The sequence below is a fragment of the Pseudomonas multiresinivorans genome (assembly GCF_012971725.1).
GTDB lineage: Bacteria > Pseudomonadota > Gammaproteobacteria > Pseudomonadales > Pseudomonadaceae > Pseudomonas > Pseudomonas multiresinivorans.
This window is the reverse complement of the sequence record NZ_CP048833.1, coordinates 3,433,226-3,448,161: the sequence shown is the minus strand read 5'-3', so window position 1 is coordinate 3,448,161 and position 14,936 is coordinate 3,433,226. Positions and strand designations below refer to the sequence as shown.

Sequence of the window (14,936 nt, the reverse complement as noted above, 5' to 3'; positions counted from 1 at the left end):
AAACTTGAGTGATGCGGGGGAGTCCGGTGTTCCGGTGGAGGCATCCTAGCAAGGCGTCTTATTCTTTAAAAATAGCTTTGTAAAAGATGTTTATAACCAAAATATGGTTTTCGCGAGCGCTGCAAACCCACACTCACTGAGCTGGATGCAGCGCAGCCAGGCCTAGTGAGGTCGCCTCGCGCTCGTAATCCAGCAGCACCTGGTAATCCGCCTCGATTGCCGACAGCACCCGGCGGATGCGCAGTGCGCTCGACAGGTGCGGATGCTGTTCCAGGACCAGGTTCATGGCATCGCGGACGTCCTTGGCCAGTGCCTCGTCGGCGGCGGTGATGTAGGGCAGGGTGGGGCTCTGCGCGCTGCGTTGCAGCAGGCGGACGCCGCTGGTTTCCTGCGGCGAATGGAGCGCGAGGTAGGCGAAGGTGGCGCTGTCCACCGCGATCAGGTCGACCCTGCCTGCGCGCAGCCATGCCAGGCTCTGGCGGTGGCTGCCGCTCCACTGCAGCTCGCTGAAATAGCGGCCGTCGCGCTGCCAGGGAGCCAGCGCATGACGCAGCAGGTTCATCCCGGTGTTCGAGTCGGGGTTATTGGCTGCGCCCCGGCAGCCGCGCAGGGATTCGAGATCGTTGCGGGGCTCGTCTTCGCGCACCAGCAGCAGGCTGCAATGTTGGCCGCCGGCGCTGTGGGGGAGGTCGAAGTCCGGCCGGCCGACCAGCCGGACCCGGCCGCGCAAGGCGGTCATCAGCGGGTAGCCGCAGGTATGGGTGAAGAGCAGGTCCGGGGTCAGGAACAGGGCGTGCAGGTCATCGCCCTGCCAGCGCTGACGGCGAACCCCAAGCAGCTCCAGCGTGTGCGCGATCCACTCTTCGCTGGCGTTGCGCACGACTTCGGGCGCCGTGTACATCGGCAGTTCGGCAATGGCCAGGGTCATGCTATCGGCTCCGTTCCGGCGAAGGGGTGGCGCGGGCTATCCACGGGCCGCACGGCGTGGCGGCGGATCAACTCACCGTAGCCGCGTACGAGGAAGCCGCCACTGCGCTGCAGCCAGTAGTCGCGGTGCGCGAAGTACAGCTGCGGCAGGCGGTACCAGGGAGCCCAGGGCAGGTCGTGGTGGACCAGGTGCAGGTTGAGATTGAGGAACAGCCAACGCCAAGGCCAGCCGGCTTCATTGAGCACGCTGCGTTGCTCCGGAGCGTTGGCGGGGCGGTGCTCGTAGAAGGAGCGCAGCATGCCCAGGGCAAGCGCCGGTACGCTGACCCAGACGACATAGTGCAGCGCGGATATCGCGCTGAAATGCTCCACGAAGGCCAGCAGCAGCACGCACAGCGCCCCATGGGTCGACCACATCAGCCACGCCTGGCGATCGCCGCGCCGCAGTCGGCGGCCTTCCTCGACGGCGAGGCCACCCAGGGCTATAGGCGCACCTATCAGCAGGCGACCCAGCACTGTCTTGTCAGCCCAGCGCAACACGCGCGCCGGCACGGGCAGGCGGTGCCAGCCGGCATGGCCGATGTAGCGACTTTCCGGGTCGATGCCCGGCAGGGTCAGTTGCTCGTCACGGTGATGGGCCAGGTGGCTGTCGCGGTACAGCGCATAGGGATACCAGAGTGCGTATGGGCCGTAGCCCAGCAGCTTGTTCAGCCAGGGCAGGCGGGTCGGGTGGCCGTGCATGAGCTCGTGCTGTACCGACATCCACAGCGCGACGACCGGAACCAACAGCACCGTGGTCGGCCACAACCCCAGCCAGGGGCTGGCCAGCAGCAGGGCGAACCAGCTTGCCTGGACGCCGATGAGCAGCAGCCAGGTCGGCCACTCACCGATCCCGAGGCGGTCGCGCTCCAGGGCATCGCGCAGTTGCTGCCAGTCATGCGCTGACGGCGTACCAATAGGCGGAAAAAGTGACATGGTGCCTCCCAGACAGCTCCGTGGGTTCGGACCGTCAGGAAGGTCCGCTGAGATGTCTGTGGAGCGAGGCAGGAAAATCTTGCATAACATTTAACTATAACGTTATGGCACGTCTGAAATGAAGCATGCGCCTGCCAGATGGCGAGACAGGAATCGGCTTCTCATGAAGGGCGACGGGGCCCTCTCTGATCGTTCCCACGACGCTTGGTGGCCGATGGCAATCCCAGCTCCACCAACTTCCGGGTGAGATTGAACGCCGAACGGTACGCTAATGATCAGGGCTCCACGCGGCAAATATCTGAACTCTGCGCCCGAGGTCTGTCCCAACAGGTAGAACCCGGCGCCGACGTCCATCCCAACAGGGCGCCATTCTGCATCCTGATGAGGAGAACCCTGCCGTGGCCAAGAAACCCACCGTAAAGCGAAGCGATCTGGCTGGCACCGACACCACCGACCGCAGCAACCGCAACGAGAAGATCGAGCAACTGGAGCCTTACCGCGAGGACGCCACGGGGGAGGCGCTCACCACCAATACCAACGTGCGCATCGCCGATAACCAGAACAGCCTGCGCGCAGGGGGGCGCGGACCTTCGCTGCTGGAAGACTTCATCCTGCGGGAGAAGATCACCCACTTCGACCATGAGCGGATTCCCGAGCGCATCGTGCATGCGCGCGGCGCAGCGGCCCATGGTTACTTCGAGAGCTACGAGGACTGGAGCGCCCTGACGAAGGCGGCGTTTCTCGGCAAGGCGGGTCTGCGGACGCCCGTGTTCGTGCGTTTCTCCACCGTGCAGGGGCCGCGCGGCTCGGCGGACACGGTGCGCGATGTGCGCGGCTTCGCGGTGAAGTTCTATACCGAGGAGGGCAACTACGACCTGGTTGGCAACAACATGCCGGTGTTCTTCATCCAGGACGCCATCAAGTTTCCCGATTTCGTCCACGCGGTGAAACCCGAGCCGCACAACGAGATTCCCACCGGCGGTTCGGCCCATGACACCTTCTGGGATTTCGTCTCGCTGACGCCCGAGTCCGCGCACATGGTCATGTGGGCCATGTCGGACCGCGCCATCCCCATCTCCCTGCGGCATATCCAGGGCTTTGGCGTGCATACCTTCCGCCTGGTCAATGCGGCGGGCGACAGTGTGTTCGTCAAGTTCCACTGGCGGCCGAAGTCCGGCGTCTGCTCGCTGGTCTGGGACGAGGCGCAGAAGCTGGCCGGCAAGGATGCGGACTTCCATCGCCGCACCCTGTGGGACGACATCGAAAGCGGCGACTACCCCGAATGGGAGCTGGGCGTGCAGGTGATCGCCGAAGCCGATCAGGACAAGTTCGATTTCGATCTGCTCGATCCCACCAAACTGGTGCCCGAGGAGCTTGTTCCCGTGAAGCTGCTGGGCCGCATGGTGCTGAACCGCAACCCGGACAACTTCTTCGCTGAAACCGAGCAGGCGGCGTTCCACCCCGGCCATGTGGTGCCGGGCATCGATTTCAGCAATGACCCACTGCTGCAGGGGCGGCTGTTTTCCTATACCGACACCCAGCTGTCGCGCCTTGGCGGGCCGAACTTCAACCAGATTCCGATCAACCAGCCGCTGTGCCCGTTCCACAACAACCAGCGCGACGGCCTGCACCAGCACATGCTGCACAAGGGGCGCGCCGCCTACGAACCCAATTCCATCGACAACGGCTGGCCCAAGGAAACCCCGCCCGCCGCGCGCCACGGCGGTTTCGCCAGCTACCCGGAGACCATGACCGGCACCAAGGTCCGCGTGCGGGCCGATTCCTTCGCCGACCATTTCACCCAGGCCGCGCTGTTCTACAACAGCCTCAGTGAGGCGGAGCAAGGCCACGTGGTTTCGGCCTATGCGTTCGAGTTGTCGAAGGTCGAGCGCATGGCGATCCGCGAGCGCGAGGTCAACCAGATCCTTGCCAACATCAATCTGCAACTCGCCGAGCGCGTGGCCCAGCGTATCGGGGTGAAAGTCACCAACAGGAAGGCCAAGGCTCCACAGCCCAAGCCGTCACCGGCCCTGAGCCAGACGAACCTGCTGGCCGGCAACATCCGCTCCCGCAAGGTGGCAATCCTGATCGCCGATGGCGTCAACGAAAGCGACGTCAAGGGCCTGCAGGATGCGCTGAAGAAGGCGGGAGCGAGCGCCAAGCTGATCGGCCCCAGTGCCGCCCCGGTCAAGTCCGAAGCAGGCTCGGCGCTGGTGCCCGATGCCAGCTGGGATGGCCTGCCGTCGGTGGCTTTCGACGCGGTGTTCGTGCCCGGCGGCGCGAAATCCGTGCAGGCCATCGGCAATGACGGCCGCGCGCTGCACTACCTGCTGGAGGCGTACAAGCACCTCAAGCCGCTGGCTTTCGCCGGCGCCGCGAAGGACTTGCCGGCACAGCTCGGTCTGACGTCGGATGATGGCGTCATCGAAGGCAAAGCCGCCAAGGAGGTGTTCGGGAGTTTGCAGAAAGCCTTGCTGCAACACCGTATCTGGGCGCGCGAAGCCCATGCCGGGAAGATCCCCGCGTAACTGGCTGCGCAGCGGCGGCCGGCGCCGCCGCTGCGATCCCGTCGGGCACTGAACCTGAACTCGTACGCCGGGTTCGGCTCAACCGCCTGACAGCCTGAGCTCTTCAACCGGAGGAGATGCACGCCATGACTGAACGACGCCAGCAACACATCGAGATCGACGATACCGAGGACCGCATGGGCAGCGTGCGCGAACTCGACTTCGAGAAACAGCCGGAAGGCCGCATTGGCGACGAGCGCTCGCCGCAGGAGGTGGAGGGCGAATTCCCACCGCAGCGCCGCCGCGAGATGGGCATGACCGGCGGCGAGACGCTGGGCGACAGCGCCGTCGAGGATGGCGTCAGCATGGATGACCTGGCACCGGAAACCCTGATCGACGAGGACGGGACCGAATCCCCGCTCGATCCGCCGTCCGGCAAGCCGGCAGACCGCGACCTGCGCATCGTCCGCGGCAACGAGATCGGCGCGGGCGGCGGGCTGGACGAGGCGGAGGAAAGCCGTGTGCACCCGCTGGACGGCAAACCCTGGGACGCCTCGGACCCTGACGAGGAACAGTGATCCATGGCCGGGGCCAAAGCCGTCAAGGACAGCACCCTGAAGGAATACGCGCGCAAACGCGACTTCAGCGGCACTCCCGAGCCACGCGGCGAATCACCGGCGTACCGGGAGGGGGAGGCTGCCTTCGTCGTGCAGAAGCACGACGCCAGCCACCTGCATTACGACTTCCGCCTCGAACTCGATGGTGTGCTCAAGAGCTGGGCGGTGCCCAAGGGCCCCTGCCTCGATCCCAGCGTGAAGCGCCTGGCCATCGAGGTGGAGGATCATCCACTGGACTACGCGGGCTTCGAAGGTCACATCCCGGAAGGTCATTACGGTGCCGGCGACGTGATCGTCTGGGACGAGGGCCGCTGGATACCCATCGGCGATCCCCACGAAGGCCTCGGCAGTGGCCACCTCAAGTTCCGCCTGGTGGGCAGCAAGCTCACCGGCAGCTGGAACCTGATCCGCACCCGCATGGCCGGACGGCAGCCGCAGTGGTTCCTGATCAAGGGGCGGGATGACCAGGCACGGGACTACCCGCGCTACGACATCCTCACCGAGCAGCCGTTGAGCGTGGTCTCCGGGCAGGCATTGCCCAGCGAGGCGGTCGGAGCCAGGCCGGCCTCGCCAAAGCACGCCAGGCCTGGGGCGGCTGTGAAGAAACCGGCCACGAGGAAAACGCCCGGCAAGGCCAGCCTGCCGGCGGCTGTTTCTCCCGAGCTCGCCACTCTGGTGGACGCGCCACCGGCAGGCGACTGGCGCTACGAAATCAAGCTCGATGGCTACCGCCTGCTTGCCCGACTCGACGGCGACCAGGTCAAGCTGCTGACCCGCAACGGCCACGACTGGTCGAAGAAGCTGCCCGAACTGTGCGCGGCGCTGTCGGCACTGCCGGTGTCGTCCGGCTGGCTGGACGGCGAGATACTGGTGATGGACGAGGAGGGCCGCCCGGACTTCCAGCGCCTGCAGAATGCCTTCGATGCCGCGGTCTCGGCGCCCATCCACTACACGTTGTTCGACCTGCTCTGGCTGGATGGCGAGGATTACCGCAACAAGCCCCTGGAGCAGCGGCGCCAGGCGCTGGCACAGGTCCTGCGCGGTAATGGCAATGACTGCCTGCGCTATTCCGAGGACTTCACCGACGACCCGCGCAGCATCCTCGACAGCGCCTGCCGGCTCGGCCTGGAAGGGCTGATCGGCAAGCGTGCGGGCAGCCTCTATACGGAAAAACGCTCCTCCGACTGGATCAAGCTCAAGTGCAAGCGCCGGCAGGAGTTCGTGATCGTCGGCTACAGCGAACCCAAGGGCTCGCGCTCGTATTTCGGCGCCTTGCTGCTCGCGCTGCACGACGAGAACGGCGAACTGCGCTACGCCGGCAAAGTAGGCACCGGTTTCAGCGCGGCCAGCCTGAAGAGACTGCATCAGCAGTTCCAGCCGCTGCAGCGCAAGACCTGCCCGCTGCGGGAGCCGCCCAAGGGAGCCGACGCCAAGGGCGTGACCTGGCTGCGTCCGGAATTGCTGGGCGAAGTCGCCTTCGCCGAGATCACCCGCGAAGGCAGGGTGCGCCAGGCGGTGTTCCACGGCCTGCGCAGTGACAAGCCGGCGCAGGCGATAGTCGAGGAAAAACCGAACAAGGCTGGCCGCGCCGACGCTGCCAGCCCGTCACGCTCGAACAGCGGCAATGTCCTGGAAGGCGTGACCGTTACCCATCCCGAGCGAGTGGTCGATCCCACCAGCAAGCTGCGCAAGATCGATGTGGCGCGCTACTACGACAAAGCCGCGGAATGCCTGCTGCCCTGGCTGGCCGACCGCCCGGTGTCCCTGGTGCGGGCGCCCGATGGTGTGGCGGGCGAGCAGTTCTTCCAGCGCCATGCCTCGCGTACCGGGATTCCCGGCGCCGAACAACTGGACCCGCAGCTTGATCCTGGCCACGCACCGCTGCTGCGCATAGCCTCGGCCAAGGCGTTGGTGGGTGCCGCGCAGATGGGCGCGCTGGAGCTGCATACCTGGAACGCCGCGCTCGATGACCTGGAGAAACCCGACCGCTTCGTCCTGGACCTCGACCCCGATCCGGCGCTGCCCTGGCAGCGGATGATCGAGGCGACCCAGTTGACCCTCACGTTGCTGGATGAACTGGGCCTGACGGCCTTCCTCAAGACCAGCGGCGGCAAGGGCATGCATATCCTCGTGCCGCTACAGCGGCACCATGGCTGGGATGAAGTGAAGGACTTCGCCCATGCCATCAGCCGATACATGGCCCGCCTGATGCCGGACCGCTTCAGCGCCGTATCGGGGCCGAAGAATCGTGTCGGGAAGATTTTCATCGATTACCTGCGCAACAGCCGGGGCGCCAGCACGGTGTGCGTATGGTCGGTGCGCGCGAGAGAGGGGCTGCCGGTCTCGGTGCCGATCAGCCGCGATGAGCTTCCCACGCTCAAGTCGGCAAACCAATGGACCCTCGCGAATGTCGACGAGCGTCTGGCAGGCTCCGACCCCTGGGCCGAATGGGCGAAGACCCGGCAACGGTTGAGCGCGAAAATGCGCGGCAAGCTGGACGGCTGAGGAGGCGAATTCAGCGCCCCACCGGCTCAGGCCGCTTTTCGCAAGGCGTCGATCAGTTGCTGCTTGCGCATGCTGGAGCGCCCGGCGATGTGCCGGGTGCGCGCACGATTGAGCAGCTCGGCCTTGGTCATGGATTCCAGCGGCTGGTCAGGGCGCGGCACGCCTTGCTTGCTGGCAACGGCTCGACGGGCCGAGCTCTTGCGTGCAGCGGCCTTGGCGGTGGCGCTTTTCTGCTGGCCCGAACCGCCCTTGCGCTCGCCGCCGCCGGACTGCTTGTTCACGGTCGCCCAGGCTCGCGCCTCGGCTTCCGCCTTGGGTACGCCGCGTTCTTCGTAGCTTTCCTCGATGTGCTCGGCCTTGCGCTTCTGCTTCTCGGTGTACTTGCCTTTGTCGCCGCGTGGCATGGCGGTTCTCCTGTCTCTGATTACCTGGCAGCCCTTTGCCAAGGGCCACATGAGGGGAGAAACCGCTCGTCGCCGATGGTTCGGCGTTTCTGATGAACGGGCCGTGCCGCCGGGAGAAAAGGTCTGAACTCATGGATTTCGCCGGGGACTGATGCACTGGGCACCTCGCGTACCCGCAGCCACCGGCAACCAGAGGAGACGGCAATGGCCCTGGACAGCATTCCCGATCAGTCGGAAGTCGAGACCTTCAAGCATGCGGTGCTCACCCGCCTGCGTTACGCAGTCGGCAAGGACCCGGCGGACGCCTACGACCACGACTGGTTCGAGGCAGTGGCACTGGCCGCACGCAAATACCAGGTCGACAACTGGGAGGAGACCACCCGCGCCATCGACCGCAGCGCCCGCAAGCACGTCTACTACCTGTCGCTGGAGTTCCTCATCGGCCGCCTGCTGATCGACAACCTGAGCAACCTTGGGTTGCTGGGGGTGGCGCATCAAGCTCTTTCGGAGTTGGGTGTGGACCTGGACCGCGTGCGCCTGCTTGAGCCCGACGCCGCGCTGGGCAACGGCGGCCTGGGGCGGCTGGCCGCCTGCTTCATGGAGAGCATGGCGACGCTGGACATCCCCGCCCACGGTTACGGCATCCGCTACGAGCACGGCCTGTTCAAGCAGGTGATCGGCGACGGCTGGCAGCAGGAGCACACCGAAACCTGGCTCGACTTCGGCAACCCCTGGGAATTCGAACGGCCCGAGTGCAGCTTCAGCGTCGGCTTCGGCGGCAGCGTCCACAGCGAGCGCGACGCCCACGGGGTCGAGCGGCAACGCTGGGAACCGGCTGAGCGCGTGCGCTCGGTGGCCTACGACATGCCGGTAGTGGGCTGGCGTACCGCCAGCGTGAACACCCTGCGCCTGTGGCGCGCCCGTGCCGAGGAAACCCTGCGGCTGGACCGCTTCAATGCCGGCGACCACCTGGGTGCGGTGGCGGATACGGTGCGTGCGGAAAGCATCTCGCGGGTGCTCTACCCGGCAGACAGCACCGAGGCGGGCCAGGAACTGCGCCTGCGCCAGGAATTCTTCTTCGTCAGCGCCTCGTTGCAGGACCTGATGCAGCGTCACCTGGGGCAGGGCGAGGACGTCTTCGGCCTGCCCGAGCGGGTGGCCATCCAGCTCAACGATACCCACCCGGCCATCGCCGTTGCCGAACTGATGCGCCTGCTGCTGGACGAGCGCAGCCTGGACTGGGACGACGCCTGGGCGCTGACGGTGGCGACCCTGTCCTATACCAACCACACGCTGCTGCCCGAGGCGCTGGAGTCCTGGCCGGTGAGCCTGATGGAGCGCCTGCTGCCACGGCACATGCAGATCATCTACCTGATCAATGCCTTCCATATCGACGCGCTGCGCGCCAAGGACATCCACGATTTCGCCCTGCTGCGCTCGGTCTCGCTGATCGAGGAGGACCACGGCCGCCGCGTGCGCATGGGCAACCTGGCGTTCCTCGGCTCGCACAGCGTCAACGGTGTGTCGGCGCTGCACACCGACCTGATGCGCGAGACAGTGTTCCGCGACCTGCACCGGCTCTACCCGGAGCGGATCAGCAACAAGACCAACGGCGTGACCTTCCGCCGCTGGCTGTTCCAGACCAACCCGGAGCTGACCCGTCTGCTGATGGAAAACCTCGGCGACGAGGTACTCGACGAGCCCGAGCAACACCTGCCGGCGCTGGCCGAGCTGGTGGAGAAGTCCTCAGTGCGCCAGCGCTTCGCCCAGCAGCGGCGCAATGCCAAGGAACGCCTGGCGGCACTGGTCGAGGAGCGCCTGGGCGTGCGCATCGACCCGGACGCGCTGTTCGACGTCCACGTCAAGCGCATCCACGAATACAAGCGCCAGTTGCTCAACCTGCTGCATACCGTGGCGCTCTACCAGGACATCCGCAACGACCCCACCACCGACCGCGTGCCACGGGTGAAGATCTTCGCCGGCAAGGCCGCGCCCAGCTACACGGTGGCCAAGCTGATCATCAAGCTGGCCAACGACATCAGCCGGATGATCAACGGCGACCCCACGGTGCGCGGCCGGCTCAAGGTGGTATTCATCCCCAACTACAACGTCAGCCTGGCGGAATCGATCATCCCGGCGGCGGACCTGTCCGAGCAGATTTCCACGGCGGGGCTGGAGGCCTCCGGCACCAGCAACATGAAGTTCGCCCTCAACGGCGCGCTGACCATTGGCACGCTGGACGGCGCCAACGTCGAGATGTGCGAGCGCATCGGCGCGGAAAACATGTTCATCTTCGGCCTCAAGGCCAAGCAGGTGGAGGCACGCAAACGCACTGGCGACCTGTCGATGCATGCCGAGATCGCCGCCTCGCCGCGCCTGGAGGAGGCGCTGCGGGCGATCAGCTCCGGGGTGTTCTCACCGGACGATCCGCAGCGCTATACCGGCCTGGTCGATGCGCTGGTCAGCGACGACCGCTTCCTGGTCTGCGCCGATTTCGACGCCTACTGGGACGCCCAGGAAAAGGTCGAGGAGCTTTGGCGCAAACCGGCGCGCTGGTGGAAGGCCTCCATGCTCAATACCGCCAGGGTCGGCTGGTTCTCCTCGGACCGGACCATCCGCGAGTACGCCAGGGATATCTGGAAGGTGCAGGCCGGGGAGGACTGAGCCTTCACCAGAAACCGCCGGCATGCCGGCGGGAGGCGTAGTCCAGGTGCAGCGCGAAAGCGTCCTGGAAGAACTCCAGCAGACGGGTGTCGAGCACCATCTCGTTGAGCGAAGCGATGGAGCCGACTACCCGCTGCACGTCGGCATCGGTCTCGCCGCAGCGGTTCTCATGGTACAGCCGCTGCGTGCGCGGGTCGGCGCTGATGCGGCAGACGCATTCGGCTGCCTGGCAGGCATCGCGCACGGACAACACCAGTTCGGGCAGGTCGCGCCGCCCCTCCCGCAGCTCGACGCTGCACTCCAGGCCGTGGTCGCGGGCGAACTCGCCGGCTCGGGCGAAGGCCGGCAGGGCGACCTCCACGAGGGCGTTCTGGTACTCGTTGGCAAAACGCTTGGGGTCGATGCTCATTCCGGTCTCCTGTGCTGAAGGTGCGCTGGCCGGCGGGACGCCGGGAATGAGCGATGGACCCCGTCAGTGGCGAGGTGCGCGGATTTTCCGCCGGGCGGTGGAGTCGCCGGCGAATTTTCAGCAAACCAATTGCGCGGTCGGCGGGTCTGCACCCTTAAGAGGGACTGCGGAGCCTGTCATGGACACGCTGGATCGCATCTGGGTGACGCTGGTCGCCGAATTCTCCGACCTGAGTGAAGTCGAGCAGATCACCCGAGCCTCGCTGCGCCTGACGCTCGCCGTGGTGCTGGGCGGCGTGGTCGGTTACGAGCGGGAAAGCCAGGGCAAGGCCGCCGGCTTGCGCACCCACATGCTGGTCACCCTGGGCGCTGCGCTGTTCGTGATGGCGATCCACGAGGGCGGTGCGCAGGCCGATGCGGTCAGCCGGGTGATCCAGGGGATCGCCGCCGGCATCGGCTTCCTCTGCGCCGGCACCATCCTCAAGGGCAGCCAAGTGTCCGAGGTGAAGGGGCTGACGACCGCCGCCGGGCTGTGGCTGAGCACGGCCATTGGTATCAGCGTCGGGCTCGGGCACTCGGCTACGGCGGTGCTGGGCACGCTGCTCGCGCTGCTGGTGCTGCATGTTTTGCCACGCTGGCTGGAACGCAACCGTCCGCCTGCCGAGCAGGCGGCGAGAGAGGACCGCGATGTTCCGTGAATTCGCCCAGGCCTGTGCCTGGACCGATGCGATGCTGGAGAACGGCCGCTACACCGGCCTGATCGAGTACCAGGTGACCCGCCAGGGCGCGCCGGTCGAGGTGCTCTGGGTCTATGCGCCCGGCAGCCGCAACGTGTCGGAGGCCGAGTGGCAGGCGCAGCGCATGCTCGAGCGGATCAGCGACATCGACAGCACCGGTCGCGTGCATTTCGACGACGGCATCACCCTGCAGGAGAGTTACCCATGGCCCGTGTGATCTGGAAAGGCGCCATCAGCTTCGGCCTGGTGCACATCCCGGTGGCGCTCAACAGCGCCGCGCGTTCCAGCGCCACCGACTTCGACTGGCTGGACGAGCGCAGCCTGGAACCGGTGGGCTACAAACGGGTGAACAAGATCACCGGCAAGGAGGTGCCCAGGGAACACATCGTCAAGGGCGTGGAGCTGGAGAAGGGCCGCTACGTGGTGATCAGCGAAGAGGAGATTCGCGCCGCGCGGCCCGAGGCGACCCAGACCATCGACATCCTCGGTTTCATCGAGATCGGCGAGATCCCCGTGGCGTTCTACGACTCCCCGTATTACCTGACGCCCGAGAAGCGCGGCGAGAAAGTCTACGTGCTGCTGCGCGATACCCTGAAGAAGACCGGCAAGGCGGCGGTCTGCCAATTGGTGATGCACAGCCGTCAGCACCTGGCGATGTTGCGCGACGACGGCGACGCCATCCTGCTGATGACCCTGCGCTGGCCGGCGGACGTGCGCGCGGTGGACGAACTGGGCCTGGCGCTGGACAAGGTCAAGCTGGACAAGCGCGAAACCGAAATGGCCGAACGCCTGGTCAAGGACATGAGTGGCCGCTGGTCGCCCGAGGATTACCAGGACGAATTCAGCGCGGAAATCCACCGCCTGGTGGAGCAGAAGGCCGCCAAGGGCCAGCTGGAAAACGTGCCGCAGGCGCAAGCGAAAGCCGGCGAAGGCGCCGACATCATCGACCTCACCGAACTGCTCAAGCGCAGCCTCAAGGGCGAAGCAAAACCGCGCAGCGCCGCCAGCTCCGTGAAGAAAACGACCGCTACGCCGGCGAAGAAGAGTGCCACGAGCAAGGCCGCGCCCAGGCGCAAGAGCTCCTGAAACAACCACTGGCGCAATTAGCCTGAACTTGCCGAAGCCCTGTCGTTCCCAATGCCTGTAGCGAGCAATCCACCCACGAGCGCGCATCCGGCGCGCACCGCAGCGAGGAGGGCGCCGCGATGGAACTGGAGAATCCGGCCGAGCGGGCCGAGGTTGCCGCCAACGAGGCGCGCATCGTCATCGAAGAGGTAGCGCCGCGCCTGGAAGGTGGACGCTTCGCCGCCAAGGCCATCGTCCACCGGGCCTCGCGCATCCATGCGCGGATCTTTGCCGATGGCCACGACAAGCTGGCCGCCGAGGTCGCCTGGCGCGAAGGCAAGGGCCAGCCCTGGCAGAAAACGTCCCTGCAGCACCTGGGCAACGATCACTGGGAGGCGGATATCTTGCCGACCCGAGTTGGCCGTACGGAATTCATCGTCCTGGCCTGGATCGACAGCTACGCCAGCTTCCGCTACGAACTGGAGAAGAAATACGCCGCCGGCCAGTTGCTGGACCTGGAGTTCCGCGAGGGCCTCGACCTGTTCCAGGAGGTACTGGACAACGCGCCACAGGATTGCGCAGCGGAGCTGGGCGAAATCCTCCGCAGCCTGCAGGACACCACCGAGCGGGAGGCGCGCTTCGGCCTGTTCATGGCGCCGCGGACCCTGGAGCTGATGCAGCGCGCCGCACACCGTCCGCACCTGACCCGCAGCCTTACCTTCGAGCTGGACGTGGAGCGCCCGCTGGCCGGGTTCGCCAGCTGGTACGAGCTGTTCCCGCGCTCGGAAAGCCCGACACCCGGCCAGCACGGCACCTTTGCCGATGTTCACCGGCGGCTGCCGGAGATCGCCGCCATGGGCTTCGACGTGCTGTATTTCCCGCCCATCCATCCCATCGGCCGCACCCACCGCAAGGGCCGCAACAACAGCCTGCAGGCCGGTCCCGACGACCCTGGCAGCCCCTACGCCATCGGCAGCAAGGAGGGCGGCCATGACGCCGTGCACCCCGAGCTGGGCAGCCTTGAAGACTTCCGCGCACTGGTGGACGCCGCCCGCGGGCATGGCCTGGAGATCGCCCTGGATTTCGCCATCCAGTGCTCGCCGGACCACCCCTGGCTGCGCGAGCACCCCGGCTGGTTCAGCTGGCGCGCGGACGGCAGCATCCGCCACGCGGAGAATCCGCCGAAGAAGTACGAGGACATCGTCAACGTCGACTTCTACGCCGCCGACGCCATTCCCGATCTCTGGCTCGGCCTGCTGGGTGTGGTGCAGGGCTGGGTGGAGCAGGGCGTCAACCTGTTCCGCGTCGACAACCCGCACACCAAGCCGCTGCCGTTCTGGGAATGGCTGATCGCCGAAGTGCGCCGCGAGCACCCGCAGGTGATCTTCCTCGCCGAGGCCTTCACCCGGCCGGCGATGATGGCGCGCCTTGGCAAGGTCGGCTTCAGCCAGAGCTACACCTACTTCACCTGGCGCAACACCAAGGCGGAGCTGGAGGAATACCTCACCGAACTGAATGAGCCGCCGCTGCGCGACTGCTACCGGCCGAACTTCTTCGTCAACACGCCGGATATCAATCCCTACTTCCTGCAGCGCTCCGGCCGCGCCGGCTTCCTCATCCGTGCGGCCCTGGCGACCATGGGCTCGGGGCTGTGGGGGATGTATTCGGGGTTCGAACTGTGCGAGGCCGACCCGGTGCCGGGCAAGGAAGAGTACTTCGACTCGGAGAAGTACCAGCTGCGCCAGCGCGACTACCACGCGCCCGGCAACATCGTCGGCGAGATCACCCGGCTCAATCGCATCCGCCGCGAGAACCCGGCGTTGCACAGCCACCTGGGCTTCCAGGCCTATTCCGTCTTCAACGACAACATCCTGCTGTTCGGCAAGCGCAGCGCCGACCTGTCCAACTTCATCCTGGTGGCGGTCAGCCTCGATCCGGAGAACGCCCAGGAGGCGGACTTCGAGTTGCCGCTGTGGGAATTCGGCCTGCCCGATGACGCGCCCATGGGCGGCGAAGACCTGATGAATGGTCACCGCTGGACCTGGCACGGCAAGCGCCAGTGGATGCGCATCGAGCCCTGGCACCTGCCGTTCGGCATCTGGCGCCTGCATCCCGAGCAATGACTTC

General features: G+C 66.0%; 12 protein-coding genes. 8 read left to right on the top strand and 4 right to left on the bottom strand.

The features are described from left to right. Nucleotides 1-133: 133 nt before the first annotated feature. Both G4G71_RS15720 and G4G71_RS15715 read right to left on the bottom strand, forming a co-directional pair. Nucleotides 134-928 (bottom strand): phosphate/phosphite/phosphonate ABC transporter substrate-binding protein, encoded by a 795-nt coding sequence (locus G4G71_RS15720; protein ID WP_169938998.1) that lies wholly within the window; start codon nt 926-928, stop codon nt 134-136. Beyond that, on the bottom strand, nt 925-1,902 hold the full coding sequence (locus G4G71_RS15715; protein ID WP_169938997.1) for a fatty acid desaturase: 978 nt from the start codon (nt 1,900-1,902) through the stop codon (nt 925-927). The genes G4G71_RS15720 and G4G71_RS15715 overlap by 4 nt, the downstream gene beginning before the upstream one ends. Before the next feature lie 371 nt (nt 1,903-2,273). Here G4G71_RS15715 and katE point away from each other — a divergent pair, with 371 nt between their 5' ends. The 3 genes from katE (at nt 2,274) to ligD (ending at nt 7,531) form a co-directional block, all read left to right on the top strand. After that, entirely contained in the window at nt 2,274-4,430 is a 2,157-nt protein-coding gene (katE, locus tag G4G71_RS15710) for a catalase HPII (protein WP_240964955.1), read from the top strand. Nucleotides 4,431-4,555: 125 nt separating this feature from the next. After that, nucleotides 4,556-4,987, top strand: coding sequence for a phosphotransferase system, HPr-related protein (locus G4G71_RS15705; protein WP_169938996.1), 432 nt, complete (start codon nt 4,556-4,558; stop codon nt 4,985-4,987). Between the two features lie 3 nt (nt 4,988-4,990). After that, a complete protein-coding gene (gene ligD, locus G4G71_RS15700; protein WP_169938995.1) occupies nt 4,991-7,531 on the top strand; it encodes a DNA ligase D in 2,541 nt (846 codons plus the stop codon). A gap of 26 nt (nt 7,532-7,557) precedes the next feature. On the opposite strand, the gene G4G71_RS15695 is transcribed toward ligD, so the two are convergent. Further along, nucleotides 7,558-7,935 carry a Rho termination factor N-terminal domain-containing protein gene (locus G4G71_RS15695; protein ID WP_169938994.1) on the bottom strand — a complete coding sequence of 126 codons (378 nt, stop codon included), beginning with the start codon at nt 7,933-7,935 and terminating at the stop codon, nt 7,558-7,560. 204 nt (nt 7,936-8,139) lie between these two features. On the opposite strand from G4G71_RS15695, the gene G4G71_RS15690 reads away from it, so the two are divergent. Continuing rightward, the gene (locus G4G71_RS15690) at nt 8,140-10,599 is read left to right on the top strand and encodes a glycogen/starch/alpha-glucan phosphorylase (RefSeq protein WP_169938993.1); all 2,460 of its coding nucleotides are present in this window, start codon (nt 8,140-8,142) and stop codon (nt 10,597-10,599) included. A 4-nt stretch (nt 10,600-10,603) separates the two neighbouring features. On the opposite strand, the gene G4G71_RS15685 is transcribed toward G4G71_RS15690, so the two are convergent. Then, entirely contained in the window at nt 10,604-11,008 is a 405-nt protein-coding gene (locus G4G71_RS15685) for a hypothetical protein (protein ID WP_169938992.1), read from the bottom strand. Nucleotides 11,009-11,186: 178 nt separating this feature from the next. On the opposite strand from G4G71_RS15685, the gene G4G71_RS15680 reads away from it, so the two are divergent. The 4 genes from G4G71_RS15680 to G4G71_RS15665 all read left to right on the top strand — a co-directional run bounded on the left by G4G71_RS15680 (nt 11,187) and on the right by G4G71_RS15665 (nt 14,932). Beyond that, the gene (locus tag G4G71_RS15680) at nt 11,187-11,705 is read left to right on the top strand and encodes an MgtC/SapB family protein (RefSeq protein WP_024762551.1); all 519 of its coding nucleotides are present in this window, start codon (nt 11,187-11,189) and stop codon (nt 11,703-11,705) included. Then, nucleotides 11,695-11,961 carry a hypothetical protein gene (locus tag G4G71_RS15675; protein ID WP_169938991.1) on the top strand — a complete coding sequence of 89 codons (267 nt, stop codon included), beginning with the start codon at nt 11,695-11,697 and terminating at the stop codon, nt 11,959-11,961. Before G4G71_RS15680 ends, G4G71_RS15675 begins: the two co-directional genes overlap by 11 nt. After that, nucleotides 11,949-12,830, top strand: coding sequence for a non-homologous end joining protein Ku (gene ku, locus G4G71_RS15670; protein WP_169938990.1), 882 nt, complete (start codon nt 11,949-11,951; stop codon nt 12,828-12,830). The genes G4G71_RS15675 and ku overlap by 13 nt, the downstream gene beginning before the upstream one ends. A gap of 119 nt (nt 12,831-12,949) precedes the next feature. Further along, a complete protein-coding gene (locus G4G71_RS15665) occupies nt 12,950-14,932 on the top strand; it encodes an alpha-1,4-glucan--maltose-1-phosphate maltosyltransferase (RefSeq protein ID WP_169938989.1) in 1,983 nt (660 codons plus the stop codon). Nucleotides 14,933-14,936: the final 4 nt, after the last annotated feature.

What these genes read in the sequence shown, in the direction of transcription:
- G4G71_RS15685 (WP_169938992.1), bottom strand. Translation starts at nt 11,008, where the DNA reads ATGAGCATCGACCCCAAGCGTTTTGCCAACGAGTACCAGAACGCCCTC.
- G4G71_RS15680 (WP_024762551.1), top strand. Translation starts at nt 11,187, where the DNA reads ATGGACACGCTGGATCGCATCTGGGTGACGCTGGTCGCCGAATTCTCC.
- G4G71_RS15720 (WP_169938998.1), bottom strand. Translation starts at nt 928, where the DNA reads ATGACCCTGGCCATTGCCGAACTGCCGATGTACACGGCGCCCGAAGTC.
- ku (WP_169938990.1), top strand. Translation starts at nt 11,949, where the DNA reads ATGGCCCGTGTGATCTGGAAAGGCGCCATCAGCTTCGGCCTGGTGCAC.
- G4G71_RS15705 (WP_169938996.1), top strand. Translation starts at nt 4,556, where the DNA reads ATGACTGAACGACGCCAGCAACACATCGAGATCGACGATACCGAGGAC.
- G4G71_RS15690 (WP_169938993.1), top strand. Translation starts at nt 8,140, where the DNA reads ATGGCCCTGGACAGCATTCCCGATCAGTCGGAAGTCGAGACCTTCAAG.
- ligD (WP_169938995.1), top strand. Translation starts at nt 4,991, where the DNA reads ATGGCCGGGGCCAAAGCCGTCAAGGACAGCACCCTGAAGGAATACGCG.
- G4G71_RS15675 (WP_169938991.1), top strand. Translation starts at nt 11,695, where the DNA reads ATGTTCCGTGAATTCGCCCAGGCCTGTGCCTGGACCGATGCGATGCTG.
- G4G71_RS15665 (WP_169938989.1), top strand. Translation starts at nt 12,950, where the DNA reads ATGGAACTGGAGAATCCGGCCGAGCGGGCCGAGGTTGCCGCCAACGAG.
- G4G71_RS15695 (WP_169938994.1), bottom strand. Translation starts at nt 7,935, where the DNA reads ATGCCACGCGGCGACAAAGGCAAGTACACCGAGAAGCAGAAGCGCAAG.
- G4G71_RS15715 (WP_169938997.1), bottom strand. Translation starts at nt 1,902, where the DNA reads ATGTCACTTTTTCCGCCTATTGGTACGCCGTCAGCGCATGACTGGCAG.